General features: G+C 28.1%; 15 protein-coding genes and 1 riboswitch. Of the genes, 2 read left to right on the top strand and 13 right to left on the bottom strand.

Features of this window, described 5'->3' with window-relative positions; translation table 11 throughout:
* Positions 1–105: 105 nt before the first annotated feature.
* Both HF520_RS02610 and HF520_RS02605 read right to left on the bottom strand, forming a co-directional pair.
* Complete coding sequence (locus HF520_RS02610; protein ID WP_168572546.1) at positions 106–309, bottom strand: hypothetical protein; 204 nt, start codon at positions 307–309, stop codon at positions 106–108.
* A 45-nt stretch (positions 310–354) separates the two neighbouring features.
* On the bottom strand, positions 355–786 hold the full coding sequence (locus HF520_RS02605; RefSeq protein ID WP_168572545.1) for a hypothetical protein: 432 nt from the start codon (positions 784–786) through the stop codon (positions 355–357).
* Between the two features lie 142 nt (positions 787–928).
* Here HF520_RS02605 and acpP point away from each other — a divergent pair, with 142 nt between their 5' ends.
* Complete coding sequence (gene acpP, locus HF520_RS02600) at positions 929–1,156, top strand: acyl carrier protein (RefSeq protein ID WP_168572544.1); 228 nt, start codon at positions 929–931, stop codon at positions 1,154–1,156.
* A 61-nt stretch (positions 1,157–1,217) separates the two neighbouring features.
* Here the strand turns inward: acpP and HF520_RS02595 are convergent, their stop codons facing one another.
* The 9 genes from HF520_RS02595 to HF520_RS02555 all read right to left on the bottom strand — a co-directional run bounded on the left by HF520_RS02595 (position 1,218) and on the right by HF520_RS02555 (position 10,345).
* The gene (locus HF520_RS02595) at positions 1,218–2,090 is read right to left on the bottom strand and encodes a homoserine O-acetyltransferase/O-succinyltransferase family protein (RefSeq protein WP_168572543.1); all 873 of its coding nucleotides are present in this window, start codon (positions 2,088–2,090) and stop codon (positions 1,218–1,220) included.
* 1 nt (position 2,091) lies between these two features.
* Positions 2,092–3,372 (bottom strand): O-acetylhomoserine aminocarboxypropyltransferase/cysteine synthase family protein, encoded by a 1,281-nt coding sequence (locus tag HF520_RS02590; RefSeq protein WP_168572542.1) that lies wholly within the window; start codon positions 3,370–3,372, stop codon positions 2,092–2,094.
* A 64-nt stretch (positions 3,373–3,436) separates the two neighbouring features.
* Positions 3,437–3,544, bottom strand: a riboswitch (SAM riboswitch).
* Positions 3,545–3,881: 337 nt separating this feature from the next.
* Complete coding sequence (gene uxaC, locus HF520_RS02585) at positions 3,882–5,282, bottom strand: glucuronate isomerase (protein WP_168572541.1); 1,401 nt, start codon at positions 5,280–5,282, stop codon at positions 3,882–3,884.
* Positions 5,283–5,375: 93 nt separating this feature from the next.
* Positions 5,376–6,431, bottom strand: a complete 1,056-nt coding sequence (gene uxuA / locus HF520_RS02580; protein ID WP_168572540.1) for a mannonate dehydratase — start codon at positions 6,429–6,431, stop codon at positions 5,376–5,378.
* A gap of 25 nt (positions 6,432–6,456) precedes the next feature.
* Positions 6,457–7,476, bottom strand: a complete 1,020-nt coding sequence (locus HF520_RS02575; protein WP_168572539.1) for a sugar kinase — start codon at positions 7,474–7,476, stop codon at positions 6,457–6,459.
* Positions 7,477–7,480: 4 nt separating this feature from the next.
* Complete coding sequence (gene eda / locus HF520_RS02570; protein WP_168572538.1) at positions 7,481–8,089, bottom strand: bifunctional 4-hydroxy-2-oxoglutarate aldolase/2-dehydro-3-deoxy-phosphogluconate aldolase; 609 nt, start codon at positions 8,087–8,089, stop codon at positions 7,481–7,483.
* Positions 8,090–8,110: 21 nt separating this feature from the next.
* The gene (locus HF520_RS02565) at positions 8,111–8,962 is read right to left on the bottom strand and encodes an SDR family oxidoreductase (protein WP_168572537.1); all 852 of its coding nucleotides are present in this window, start codon (positions 8,960–8,962) and stop codon (positions 8,111–8,113) included.
* A gap of 181 nt (positions 8,963–9,143) precedes the next feature.
* On the bottom strand, positions 9,144–9,839 hold the full coding sequence (locus tag HF520_RS02560; protein WP_168572536.1) for a GntR family transcriptional regulator: 696 nt from the start codon (positions 9,837–9,839) through the stop codon (positions 9,144–9,146).
* 281 nt (positions 9,840–10,120) lie between these two features.
* Entirely contained in the window at positions 10,121–10,345 is a 225-nt protein-coding gene (locus HF520_RS02555; RefSeq protein ID WP_168572535.1) for a hypothetical protein, read from the bottom strand.
* A gap of 223 nt (positions 10,346–10,568) precedes the next feature.
* On the opposite strand from HF520_RS02555, the gene HF520_RS02550 reads away from it, so the two are divergent.
* Positions 10,569–12,203, top strand: coding sequence for a C40 family peptidase (locus tag HF520_RS02550; protein WP_168572534.1), 1,635 nt, complete (start codon positions 10,569–10,571; stop codon positions 12,201–12,203).
* Between the two features lie 43 nt (positions 12,204–12,246).
* Here HF520_RS02550 and HF520_RS02545 read toward each other — a convergent pair whose 3' ends face one another.
* Positions 12,247–13,251, bottom strand: a complete 1,005-nt coding sequence (locus HF520_RS02545; protein WP_168572533.1) for a nucleoid-associated protein — start codon at positions 13,249–13,251, stop codon at positions 12,247–12,249.
* A gap of 10 nt (positions 13,252–13,261) precedes the next feature.
* The gene (locus HF520_RS02540; RefSeq protein WP_168572532.1) at positions 13,262–14,164 is read right to left on the bottom strand and encodes an RluA family pseudouridine synthase; all 903 of its coding nucleotides are present in this window, start codon (positions 14,162–14,164) and stop codon (positions 13,262–13,264) included.
* Positions 14,165–14,391 lie beyond the last annotated feature (227 nt).

Raw genomic sequence — 14,391 nt, 5'->3', positions numbered from 1 at the left:
AATAATATGTTCTAAAAGGCAAATTTGTTACATAATGTCTAAAATTATTTTTATTTTTCCAATAAAAAAGAAATCATTAACGATTTCTTTTAATTAGATATTTAGTTAGCAACAGCTATCATCAAAATTGAATAACAATAGTATTATTAAAATAATCCAAATCCAAACGCTATCGTCATCAAAAAAATCATCTAACAAATCAGTTCCGATTAGTAAAAATACTATAACTACTATTAACAATACCCCTCCACTAAAAAGGCCATCATCGCCTCCCAAAAAGCGGGCTAAAGTATCTTCTAGTTTTGCCATGACCTTTCCCTCCTTACATAAGTAAAAGGTAAAATCTCTACATAACTAAATATATGTTTTAGCTGATAAATAAGTTACTTCAACCATATTCTTATTTATCAATTTATTTAGTTCTTCCTCACTTAGTTTATTATATTTTTCAACCTCATTTAAATACTGCTCCTTATCTTTTGAATATGAAATACTATATATTAGATTATCTATTGATTTTATTCTATATTCTTTATAATTTTTTATTAAAAAGGATGTTTTTGAGTTTTTCATTCCTTTTTTTAAACTAATTAGTCTTGATATGTACTCCTCTTTTTTTTCTTCTACAACCTCTTCCTTTTCAATCACATCAGATAATATTCTATTACTTTCAACTATGTAATCTCTCATCCTTTGCATATCTAACGTTATAGAGTTATAGTATAAATTTGCTAATACGATAATAAAAACACATATAGATGATAATACTAATCCTATATACTTCATAACAACTCCTCCTATGTTATATTTGTATAATTTATATTCAAATTTCTAAACTTTATTACTTTTTATTAATTGCATATTGAAAAATTTTTGATATTATATTAAACTACAATTAAAATTAAGAAACCGTTTAGGAGGTCTAATCATGTTTGAAAAAATAAGAACAATAATTGCAGATCAATTAGGTATAGATAATGTTGATGACTTAACTTTAGAAACATCTCTAAAAGAAGATCTAGACGCAGATTCTCTAGATGCTGTTGAGGTAATAATGGCACTTGAAGATGAATTTGCTCTAGAAATACCTGATGAAGATGCTGAAAACATGAAAACTATAGGTGACATTTGCCAATATATAGAAGAAAATAAATAAATTATAAAAAAATCCCTTCTAAATACTAGAAGAGATTTTTTTATGTAACTTTACATAGCAATTAAATATTTACTATATTTTTTACCCAGTTTTTATATAATTTTATAGAAGTCTCCTTCCAACTTAAAATCACATCTTTATTAGGATCATCATTAATAAAATAATTATATGGTATTTGTATTTCTAATTTAGAATTTATATCCCTTAAATATTCTTTCTTTAGAGTGTATTTATCGTATTCACTATGACCAAATATATAATAGTCATTGAAACTTCCCTTTACTATATGTTCATTACTGTCTTCTGTAGTACTGATTATTTTTATATCAGTGCATTTATATAAGTCTTCTTTAATTAAAGATGTATATCTAGAATGAGGTGATTTAAATCCATCTTTTATTCCATTTAATATTTTATCTTCATTTAATATTTTATGTTTATATACACCGAATATCTTCTTAGAGTTAACTACCTTTCTTATACCATAAAAGTGATTTAAAGCCGCTTGTGCAGCCCAACATATACATATTGAACTAATACCTTTATATCTTATATAGTCTAGAATTTCTTTTAATTCTTTTATATACTCTACTTCATTAAATTCAAGCTTTTCTACTGGAGCCCCAGTTATGATTACACCATCTAACTCATTTTTTATATCTTCAAATAAGTAATAATTTTCTTTCAAATATTCTATACTTATATTTTTAGGTTGATAAGTCTTTAATCTAATAAATTTAATGAATAATCTCTCATCAGTGTCATTTAATATTTTTAACAATTGATTTTCTGTATCTATTTTATTAGGCATTAGATTTAATATACCAATTATTTTAATTTTATTTTTATCAAAATTTATATTGTCCTTTGTAAAAATAATTTTATCTTTTAAATCCATTGCACCTTCAACAAAATTAGATAGATAAATTGACATACTAATTACTTTTTCCTAAAGCCTGATCAAAATCACTTATCAAATCCTCAACATTTTCTATACCTACTGACACTCTAATCAAATCAGGTCTAACACCACATTCAATTTGCTCTTTTTCTGTTAATTGACTATGTGTAGTACTTCCAGGATGAAGTACAGATGTTTTTGTGAAACCTAAATGTGTTGCTAAATCAACTAGTTTTAAAGCTTTTATAAATTTCTTAGCTTCCTTAATACCACCTTTAATTCCAAATGTAAGTACCCCTCCTGCTCCTTTAGAAAGATATTTTTTCGCATTCTCAAAGTCCCCTTGGGATTCTAAATATGGATAACTTACCCAGTTTACTTTTTCATGATTTTGTAGAAACTTAGCTATAGCTAAAGCATTTTCACTATGTTTTGCCATTCTCAAATGTAATGTTTCTAAGCCTAAGTCACTTAAGAATGCATTGAACGGACTCATTGTATTTCCTAAATCTCTCAACATTGATACTCTAAGCTTAGTTATATATGCTAACTCTTTAAATGTGTCATAGTATCTTATTCCGTGATAGCTTGGATCTGGTTCTACTAACTCACTATATCTGCCATTGTTCCAGTTAAAATTACCTCCATCTACTATTGCTCCGCCAAGTGCAACTGCGTGACCATCTATATATTTTGATGTTGAATGTACTACAATATTAGCTCCAAATTGGAATGGATTGCATAGATATGGACTTGGAAGTGTATTATCAACTACAAATGCAATACCTGATTTTTTACAAATTCTTGAGTATTTTTCAAAATCTAATATATCTAAACCTGGATTACCAATAGTTTCTCCATATATAAGCTTCGTTTTATCATCTATTAATGATAATATTTCTTCTTCGCTAGCATCCTTTGATATAAATGTTGTATTTATACCTAAATTCCTTAGAGTTACATTAAATAAATTGAATGTTCCCCCATACAGAGAAGAACTAGATATTATGTTATCTCCAGCTTTACAAATATTTAACACTGCTAATAATATAGCTGACTGACCAGATGAAGTCGCTACCGCCCCTACTCCCCCTTCTAGTTTAGAAAGTTTTTTTTCAAAATATTCATTTGTAGGATTACTAATTCTAGTATATATATGACCTTCTGCTTTTAAATTAAATAAATCTGCCAATAAATCTGGATCAGCATATTTATATGTAGTACTTTGTATTAATGGAGCTGAAATTGGATCTCCATCATTAGGAGTATATCCTCCTCTTATACAAATCGTTTCTTTATTATAATTTTTAACCATAAAAAAGCCTCCTTATTTTTAGGAAGCCTTTTATTAATTGCAACAAAAATTTGTACTGCATGCTCTTTTATCTTTCAGGAAATATATCCTGCAGGATTTAGCACAATTCTGACTTTATGTCAGCTGTTGCCAGGTTTCATAGGGCCAGTCCCTCCACCATTCTTAATAAAAGACTTTCTCTATTATTTATTTTTTATTAATATGATTATATTTACTTTAACTCTAATTAACAAGTTTATTATTTTATTTATATATAAATTTATTACTAATCATAAAGTATATTTAGATTTAGTTATTAAATAATATTTTGTTTAATTTTTAACATTTAATAATAAAACTTCGAAAATATTCTAAAATATTTACATACATGATTTCGGATAAAAAATAAAAAGTACAATAGATATATACAAAGGATTATATTTCCTCTTTACATATCTATTGTACTATATTTAATATAATAGTATTTTTTTGAGTATTTTTATTTATTATATTTTTTCTAACAGTTTATTTTATACATTAAAGTATTTAACTGCATTATTATAACAAATATTTTCTATTATCTCACCTAAGAAATCCATATCAGCTGGGTATTCTCCATTTTCAACTAGTCCACCTATGTAGTTACATAATATTCTTCTAAAATACTCGTGTCTAGTGTATGATAAGAAACTACGAGAGTCTGTAAGCATTCCAACAAATTGACTGATTAACCCTAATTGAGATAAAGCCATCATTTGTCTTTCCATTCCATCCTTTTGATCGTTAAACCACCATCCAGATCCAAATTGTATTTTTCCAGCTATTCCTCCACCTTGGAAGTTACCTATCATTGTTCCTAAAACTTCATTGTCTTTTGGATTTAGGCAGTATAATATAGTTTTTGGTAACTTATCTTCTGAATCTAAAGCATCTAGTAATCTAGACATTGGCATAGCAACTTCAGCGTCATCTATACTATCAAATCCTACATCTACGCCTAGTTTTTTAAACATTCTAGTATTGTTATTTCTTAGAGCTCCTACGTGTAATTGCATAACCATATCATGCTTGTGATACATCTTACCTAAGTTAACCATTGTTAATGTAGAGTATTTTTCAATTTCTTCTTGAGTTAAAGTTTCACCATTTAAAGCTTTTATAAGTATTTCGTTTACTTCTTCTTTGCTTGCATCTCTAAAATAAATTCTATCTAAACCATGGTCAGTTATTGAACATCCATTTTCAACAAAGAACTCAACTCTTTTTTCTAATACATTTAAAAGATCATCATAATTCTTTATTTCTGTATTTTCAGTTGCCCCTAATACTTTTATATACTCTGCAAAGCCTTCGTTACCTATTTTTACAGCTTTATCAGGTCTAAAGCTTGGTCTAACCTTACAGTCAAAGCTTTCATCCTTAGCAATAGCTATATGCCATTCTAAATTATCAGCTGGATCATCAGTTGTACCTATATATTTTACATTTGATCTTTCTATCATAGTTCTTGCACTAAAATCAGGACTTTGTATTATAGCATTACATCTATTCCATATTTCTTCAGCATTTTTTTCACTTAAAGTTTCTTCTATTCCAAAGTATTCTTTTAATTCTAAGTGAGACCAATGATATATAGGATTTCCTATTAAATATGGCATAGCTTTTGCAAACGCTTTAAATTTCTCGAAATCGCTTGCATTTCCAGTTATATACTCTTCTTCTATACCAAAACTTCTCATTGCTCTCCACTTGTAGTGGTCTCCACCTAACCATATTTCAGTTATGTTATTGTATCTTTTATTCTCTGCTATTTCCTTAGGGTTTAAATGACAGTGATAATCACATATTGGCATTTTAGCTGCGTGATTATGATATAAAGTTTTTGCAGTTTCAGTTTGTAATAAAAAATCTTTATCCATGAATTTTTTCATAATACCCTCCATTTGCATCTAGCCATTGTTGTAGATATGAATTATCTACAACAATGGCTTTTATTTTGGCAATATTTATATTTTAAATTTTAATTATTTATTTTTCTTATTTTTTTGTATAGCTTCTTGTATTCCGTTTATATATACAGCTCCTAAAGCTCTATCATATAATCCGTATCCTGGTCTTCCAGTTTCTCCCCATATCATTCTACCATGGTCTGGTCTGAAAGGTCCATCAAAGTCATAATCACAGTAAGCTTTTACTATTTCATAGAAATCTAATGATCCAGCTTCTGATAAGTGAGCAACTTCATTGAAACTACTGTCTCCAGTTATTTTAACATTTCTTAAGTGTGCGAAATGTATTCTATTTCTTTCTTGACCAAAGTGTTTTATCATTTCAACTACATCATTAGTTTTGCTAGCACCAAATGATCCTGTACATAATGTAACACCATTGTAGTAACTATCATATAAATTTAAGAATCTATCTAAGTTCTCAGAATTAGTTATTATTCTTGGTAATCCAAATATTCCCCATGGTGGATCATCTGGATGTATAGCCATTTTAACTTCTTCTTCTTCAGCAACTGGCATTATAGCCTTTATGAAGTACTCTAAGTTTTCCCATAATTTTTCTTCATCTACATCTTTATATTTATCAAGTAATGCACCTAATCCACCTTCACCATATGAAGTATCCCAACCTGGTAATTCTAATTCACCTAAGTTTGGATCCATCTTAGCTACATCAGCTTCGTCATATATTAAACAAGTTGATCCATCTTCTAATTCATATTCTAAATCAGAACGAGTCCAGTCAAATACTGGCATAAAGTTATAACATATAGTTTTTATTCCAGCTTTACTTAAGTTTCTTATTGTTTGCTTGTAGTTTTCTATATATTTATCTCTAGTTGGTAAACCTAATTTTATATCTTCATGTACTGGTACACTTTCTATAACGCTAAGTTCTAAACCAGCATCTTCTACAGTTTTCTTTAACTCTAATATTCTATCTAAAGGCCAAACCTCTCCTACTGGTATATCGTATATTGCTGTTACTATACCTTTCATTCCTGGTATTTGACGAATGTATTCTATTTTAACAGGATCGTCTTTTCCATACCATCTAAATGTCATTTCCATAACTGTTTCCTCCAAATTATAAATTTTATCTTTTTATATTTTGTAGACCATTCTTCATTAATGAAGTAACAGTCTGTTCGTCTACTATATTTATATCCCCTAATATCGAATGTTTTAGTGAACTTGCACAAATCCCAAATTCAATAATTTCCTCATGATTCATATCTTTTAATATTCCGTGTATTACTCCAGCAGTGAAGGCATCTCCTCCACCAACTCTATCTAAGATATCAAAATTATACTCATTTGATACTATAAGTCTTTCTCCATCAAATAAATAACCTTTTAAGCTATTATTATTAATTGAGTTTACTGTTCTTTTAGTACATGCTGCATATTTTAGATTTGGATATTTTTCAAATAATCTACTGTAAAGATCATTTAGATTTTCGTCAAATTCTAAACCTTTATCTTCAAATTGTAGTATATTTATCATATCCAAGTGACCTAAAAATGCTATATCTATAAGAGGCATTACTTCTTCTAGTACTTCTCTAGCTTCTTCTAAAGACCATAATTTTGCTCTGAAATTAGAATCATAAGATACTAGTATACCTCTTTGTTTACAAGCCTTTATAAAATCTATAGTGAATTCACGTAAACTCTTGCTTAATGCAGGTGTTATTCCAGACATATGTACAAAACCAACACCATCAAGTATTTTATCTATGTCAAACTCACTTTTATCTGCCATTGATATAGCAGAATATTTTCTATCATATATTACTTCTGTACTTCTTAATCCGTGACCAATTTCTGAAAAGTATATCCCTAATCTACCTTCTCCAGTAACTATATCACTTATATCTACATTGTAACCCCTAAATTTACTTAAAACTTTTTGGCCTAAATGATTATCTGGAAGCTTAGTAACAAATTTAGTATCATGACCAAACATTGAAAGGCTTGCTATTACATTAGCCTCTCCTCCTGAATACACGGCTTCAAAAGAATTTGATTGTAATATCTTTTGATTATTAGGAGGAGTCAGCCTTAACATTATTTCGCCAAAACCTAATATTTTTTTATTATTTAGCTTTAACATTTTATTAGCAGTTTCTTATTTTAGCTATTTTTTCTACAAATTCAGCAGCTAATTTTTCAATATCTTCTAAGCTACCTTTTATTAGAGAACTTCCTACTCCTACGCAAGAAACTCCCATTTTAAACCACTCTTCAACATTGTCTATATTAACACCACCAGTAGGCATTATTTCAACATGTGGTATAGGTGCTTTTACTGCTTTTACATATTTAGGTCCAAATACATCTCCAGGGAAAACTTTCACCATTTTATTACCTTTTTCTAAGGCATTCATTATTTCTGTAACTGTCATACATCCTGGGAAATAAGTAACACCCATTTCATGACAAACTGTATTTACTTCTTCATTGTATCCTGGACTTACTACATATTTTGCTCCAGCAAGTATTGAATCTTTTGCCATTTGTCCATTTAATACACTACCAACTCCGATTATTGCTTCTTCGTGGTCTTTGTATTCTGCTATAAGTTCATTTACATTAGGTATTGAGTAAGTAAGTTCTAATGCTTTCACTCCACCTTTTAAGCAAGCCTCTATATATCCTCTTGCTTCTTCATGACTTTTAGCTCTTAATACGGCTACTATACCTTCTTTTTTTATAGTTTCTAACATTGCCTTTTATCCCCCTATTTTTTATACACCTGAATAAGCTGAGAATGCTCCGTCTACTGGTATAACAACACCATTTACAAATCCTGAAGCTTCTTCACTTACTAAGTATAGTAAAGTTCCTAATAATTCATCAGCTTCACCAAATCTATCCATTGGAGTGCTGTTTAATATTTTAGCTGTTCTTGCAGTAGGTGTTCCATCTTCGTTAAATAATAACTTTTGATTTTGAGCAGTTACAAAGAATCCTGGTGCTATTGCATTAACTCTTATTCCTACTTTAGACATATGAACTGCTAACCATTGAGTAAAGTTACTTACTGCTGCTTTTGCACCTGAGTAAGCTGGTATCTTAGTTAATGGTGTGAAAGCGTTCATTGAAGATATATTTATTATTGTACACCCTTTTCTATTTATCATATCTTTAGCAAACTCTTGAGATGGAAGTAATGTTCCTAAGTAGTTTAAATTGAATACGAATTCAACACCTTTTTGATCTAAGTCAAAGAATGTTGTTAATTCATCATTTGCTAAATCTTCTTCTAATAAGTATTCGTTAGTTGTTGTTCCTTTAGGATGGTTTCCACCAGCTCCATTTATTAGTATGTCACATGGACCAAATTCTTTTAATATTATTTCATGAGCTCTCTTTAAGCTTTCTTTATCTAAAACATTACAATCTATTCCTATTGCTTGTCCTCCATTAGCTCTTACTTCTTCTGCTTTTCTATCGCAAGACTCTTGTCCTAATGAAAGTATAGCTACTTTTGCACCACAAGCTGCTAAAGCATCTACCATAGCACCGCAAAGCACTCCTGCTCCACCTGTTACTACACAAACTTTATCTTTTAAATCAATACTAAATGGTAATTTCATTTTTACTCCTCCTAAGAACTTTTTATTATACTTGTATACTAGCACACAAAAAGAAATAATTCAACATTTTTTTAGGAAATCTTTTTCATTTTTGCATGAATATTAATAAAATAACTTTTTATTTTATATACAAAAACTCTTTACCTTAAAGTATAGATTTTAAGATAAAGAGTTTTTCAGTCTACTTTTTGTTTTTTATATATGATTTAAGATCTTCTCTTTCTTCTATCATTAAATCCCAATCTTTTACTGGTGATTTTATATGACATTCTATAACTTTATCTAAGTCTTCTAAAGATTTATTTTTTATCATTTCTAAATATACTTTATGTTGCTCTACTATTTGTTGTTTATTAGAGTTCATCTCTGATAATAATCTCATTCTATTGTAATGAGTACTTAAACTTGTTATACTATCCCAAATATGAACTTTATTTGTTCCTAAAAATAATAACTTATGGAACTCTTTGTCTAATTTATGAAATTCTATATCATTATCTTCTTGATTTATAATTAAACTTTGAGCAAATATATTTTTTTCTAATTCAATCAATAAATTTTCTGGAAAATTTATACAAGCCTCTCTTAATACTTCTTTTTCTAAAGTATATCTCATAAATACCGCTTCTTCGATTAAATTCCAATCCATTAAAGATATATACGTTCCTGACTGAGGCTTAACTTCTATAAGATGCTCTGATTTTAATCTCATTAAAACTTCCCTTATTGGAGTTCTTGATATATTTAATTTTTGCGATAAATCTGATTCGCTTAGTAAATCCCCCGGTTTTAACTCAATAGACATTATATTGTCTTTTAATACCCTATATGCATAATCTTTTCCCGTTTCTTTATGTTTTTTTTCGTATAGTTTCACTATAATCTCTCCATACCTATATATTTAGGATTCTATCCTATAAACGTTTTATTGCACAATACTTTTATTATACCATAAAAGTTATATTAATGCTTTATTTGATATTAATATAACTTTTTATATTAGCATAAAACTCTATATCTCCCCTTAAAATAAGATAATTATTTTTTTAACATACTAGTATGTTATCATATATATTTTCATTTATCAATATTTTTACGTAGTATAATTGGAAAATAATAAAAAAAATAAGGTAGTATATCCCTTATTTTTAAATTTATTTATTCGCAACAACAATCATAATCATTATCGCAATTGTTATTCAGTAAAAATAAAATAAATATTATAAGTATAATCCAAATTAAAGCATTATTTTGTTCTAAAAATCCACCACAATTATTACTTGAAAGAGCAAAAAATATAATTACACCAAAAATCAGAAAAACTATCATAGGATTATCGTCTATAAAATCAAAACCTCTTACTAAATCACTTATTTGGCTCATATATACCCTCCTTATATATGTATTATTATATTTCCTCCATGATATAATATATGCTTATATTTTATACTCTGTGCTTGTACTTAATTATTCTAAAGTTTTATACTAAGATTTACATGCCTTATACTTACCTATATTTACATCAGTATTATTTTAATGTTATATTTATAATATATTTTCTATTTTTTTACATTATATGTTTGGATAATTTATAGGAGGATAATAAATGATAAAAAAGAATTTATTTATGTCTATAGCTGTAACTTCTGCTGTTCTAGCTATAAATAGCTCTGAAGCAAGTGCAGCCCAGATAGGTGTGGTTAACACCAGTGCTTTAAATGTTAGAAGTGGTGCTGGTACAAATCATTCTATTATAGGCAAACTTTATAAGGGCGATAAAGTTGATATTTTAGATAGTTCTAATGATTGGTATAAAGTTAAACTTTCTAATGGTACAATTGGTTGGTCTAGTTCTCAATATATAGATACGAATCATAGCGCAAACTCTCAAAATAATGGTACGGTTAATACTTCTGCACTTAATATTAGACAAGGCGCTGGCACAAACTATTCTATTATTGGTAAACTTTACAAAGGCGATGTTGTTAATATTCTAAGCTCCTCTAATGGATGGTATAAGATTGAATTATCTAATGGATCTACAGGTTGGGTTAGCTCTCAATATATTACTTTAAATGATTCATCTTCTGATTCTGCTAATACTCCTTCTGATTCTGAAGATAGTACAGTAACTAATAAAAAAGGTACGGTTAATACTTCTGCACTTAATATTAGACAAGGTGCTAGTACAAACTACTCTATTATTGGTAAACTTTACAAAGGCGATGTTGTTAATATTTTAAGTTCCTCTAATGGGTGGTATAAGATTAAATTATCTAATGGATCTACAGGTTGGGTTAGCTCTCAATATATTACTTTAAATGATTCATCTTCTGATTCTGCTAATACTCCTTCTGATTCTGAAGATAGTACAGTAACTAATAAAAAAGGTACGGTTAATACTTCTGCACTTAATGTTAGACAAGGTGCTAGTACAAACTACTCTATTATTGGTAAACTTTACAAAGGCGATGTTGTTAATATTTTAAGCTCCTCTAATGGGTGGTATAAGATTAAATTATCTAATGGGTCTACAGGTTGGGTTAGCTCTCAATATATTACTTTAAATGATTCATCTTCTGATTCTGCTAATACCCCTTCTGATTCTGAAGATAGTACAGAAATTAATAAAAAAGGTACGGTTAATACTTCTGCTCTAAATGTTAGACAAGGCGCTGGTACAAACTACTCTATTATTGGTAAACTTTACAAAGGCGATGTTGTTAATATTTTAAGCTCCTCTAATGGGTGGTATAAGATTGAATTATCTAATGGATCTACAGGTTGGGTTAGCTCTCAATATATTACTTTAGGAACGCTTCCTTCTGATGATACAAATAATGATTCTACAAACAGTACAAATCCAAATAAGATTGATGCTGTTATAGATTTAGCTAAAAAACAAATAGGTAAACCTTATGTTTGGGGTGCAACTGGGCCTGATTCGTTTGATTGTTCTGGTCTTACTAGCTATGTTTATAAGAATGCTGCAAATATTTCATTACCTAGAACTTCTAGTGAACAAGCTAAAGTTGGCGATACTATAAGTAAAAGTGATTTAATGCCTGGAGATTTAATATTCTCAAGTACCAATGGAACTGGTAATGTTAGCCATGTTGGTATTTATATAGGAAATAATGAAATGATTCATTCTCCAAAACCTGGACAAAATGTTCAAATTGTAAAAATAAATACTACTTATTGGAATAATGTGTACTTACATGCAAAAAGAGTTTTATAAATAAAAAAATGCTGATTCAAAATTGAACCAGCATTTTTTATTATTATTTTTCTTCATAAAAATTAACGTTTTTTATAACTATATCTATAGTTCCATTTTCATTTTGTCTAACACTATATTTCATTGGATCTTCAAAATCAGATAAATTACCTTTTATATCAAATCCATTATCTGTTCTTATACTTCTTTTCTTAAGCTTTTTTTCAACCCATTTTTTATCTATATTAAAACTTTCATCTAATCCTTTATCTTCTAAGTGCTCTTTAAAACTTTCTTTTAACTCATCATCATTTAAATTGCTTTCAATAAAATCTTGAACATTTATTTCTTGCTTTTCTTTTAAAGTATAATTAAGTACACTTCTTATATCTTCTGCTTTTTTTATATCATTACTTAAAGCATTAGTTATCCAGCTTTCTGCTGTATTCTTAAATACTTTAGTTTTATATTTATCATCATCAACTTTTTTTGCATTTAAAAATTCAGAAACAAATTTAGATTCACTTCCTTCTTTTTCAGCATCTTTATCCAAAACTCTTAAGTGATATTCATCATTTATACCATTTGTTCCAACTATAGCCGCTTGTTTTTGTCTTCCCGTTTCAGGTATACCTATCTCATTACTTACCATCTGTATATTAAACTTCTCATCTAGTAATTCTATAGAATGTGTATATAATCTTTTATAGTCTAGTTTTACTATTCCAACATACTTCTCATCTTTTACTGTATATAAACATATAGCTAAATCGCAAGACTCTATTTCTGCATTTATTTTCATTACATCAAAAAGATATGCTGCTATTTCTTTTGAGTTTTGTAAAAATGTATTTTCATCATATATTATTTGCTCACAACAGTTTTTTATTAAGTTATCATTATAATTTTTGAAAACTGCTTTTCTTAGGTCATCATCCTTAGCTACTCTATTCATTACTTTTTGGAAAAACTTATCTACTTCAGGACTTATTCTTCCTTCATAATCATTTAATATTGGAGTATCATTATTTTTGTCCAGTACATGTATTATAAACTTATGTATTACCATAATCTCACCTCTATCTTAATTTTTCTATTAAATCCTTCATATCATTTGGAATTTCTGCCTTAAACTCTAAAATCTCCTTAGTTCTTGGTTGCATAAATTCTAAGCTATATGCATGAAGTGCTTGTCTATTTATTAGGTCTTCATTCACATAACCGTATAGCTCATCTCCTATTATACCATGTCCAATAAAATTCATATGAACTCTTATTTGATGTGTTCTACCAGTTTCTAGTTTTACCTCTAAAACTGTAGCATTATTTAATCTTTCCAATACTTTATAATGAGTTACAGATGCTTGACCTCTTTCATCAACAACTCTTTTTATACTATCTTCAGTAGGTCTATATATTGGCTGATTTATAGTTCCTTCATCATTTTCAACTACACCATTTACAACTGTTATATATCTTTTAATAACCTTATCATCACTCATATCTTTTGATAGTACATGGTGAGCATAAGCATTCTTTGCAACTATAACAAGACCAGAGGTATTCATATCTAATCTATTTACAAATCTTACCTTTACTTTTTCATTCTTTTTTATTATGTAATCAGTTACACCATTTGCAATAGTTTTATCAAAATGACTTTTAGTCGGGTGAACCACCATAAAAGGCGGCTTATTTACCATAATTATATCAAAATCATCATATATTATGTTTAAATTTAAATCTTGAGGCTCAAAATTAGCCATATCTTCATCTATTCTAACTTCTATTAAATCTCCCTTTACTATATTCGAGCTTAGCTTTTTAAATTCTCCATTTACTAATACCGATTTTTCTCTTTTCATTTTTGATAGGGATCTTACTGAGAAATTTAATTTATCTAATAATATCTCTTTTAAGGTTAAATCTTCTTCATTTATATATGATATTAAATTATACTTTTGATCTTTTTTATTAAACAAGTCTACACCTACTCTCAAATTTTATAACATTATATATTTTACACTATTTTTAAATATTAGATAATACATTTTAAGATTTCTTTATATAGTTTATAATTAATGTAGTAAAAATCACAATGTATAAATAATAGATATAAAAAAGTAGCCCATCTAAATTTCTATATAGGCTACTTTTATAATAAAATTTCATTATAGTTTTTAATTTTATAGTTGGAACATTTGCTACA

It is taken from the genome of Romboutsia sp. CE17 (assembly GCF_012317385.1).
Lineage (GTDB): Bacteria > Bacillota > Clostridia > Peptostreptococcales > Peptostreptococcaceae > Romboutsia_E.
This window is presented reverse-complemented; position numbering and strand designations above follow the sequence as displayed.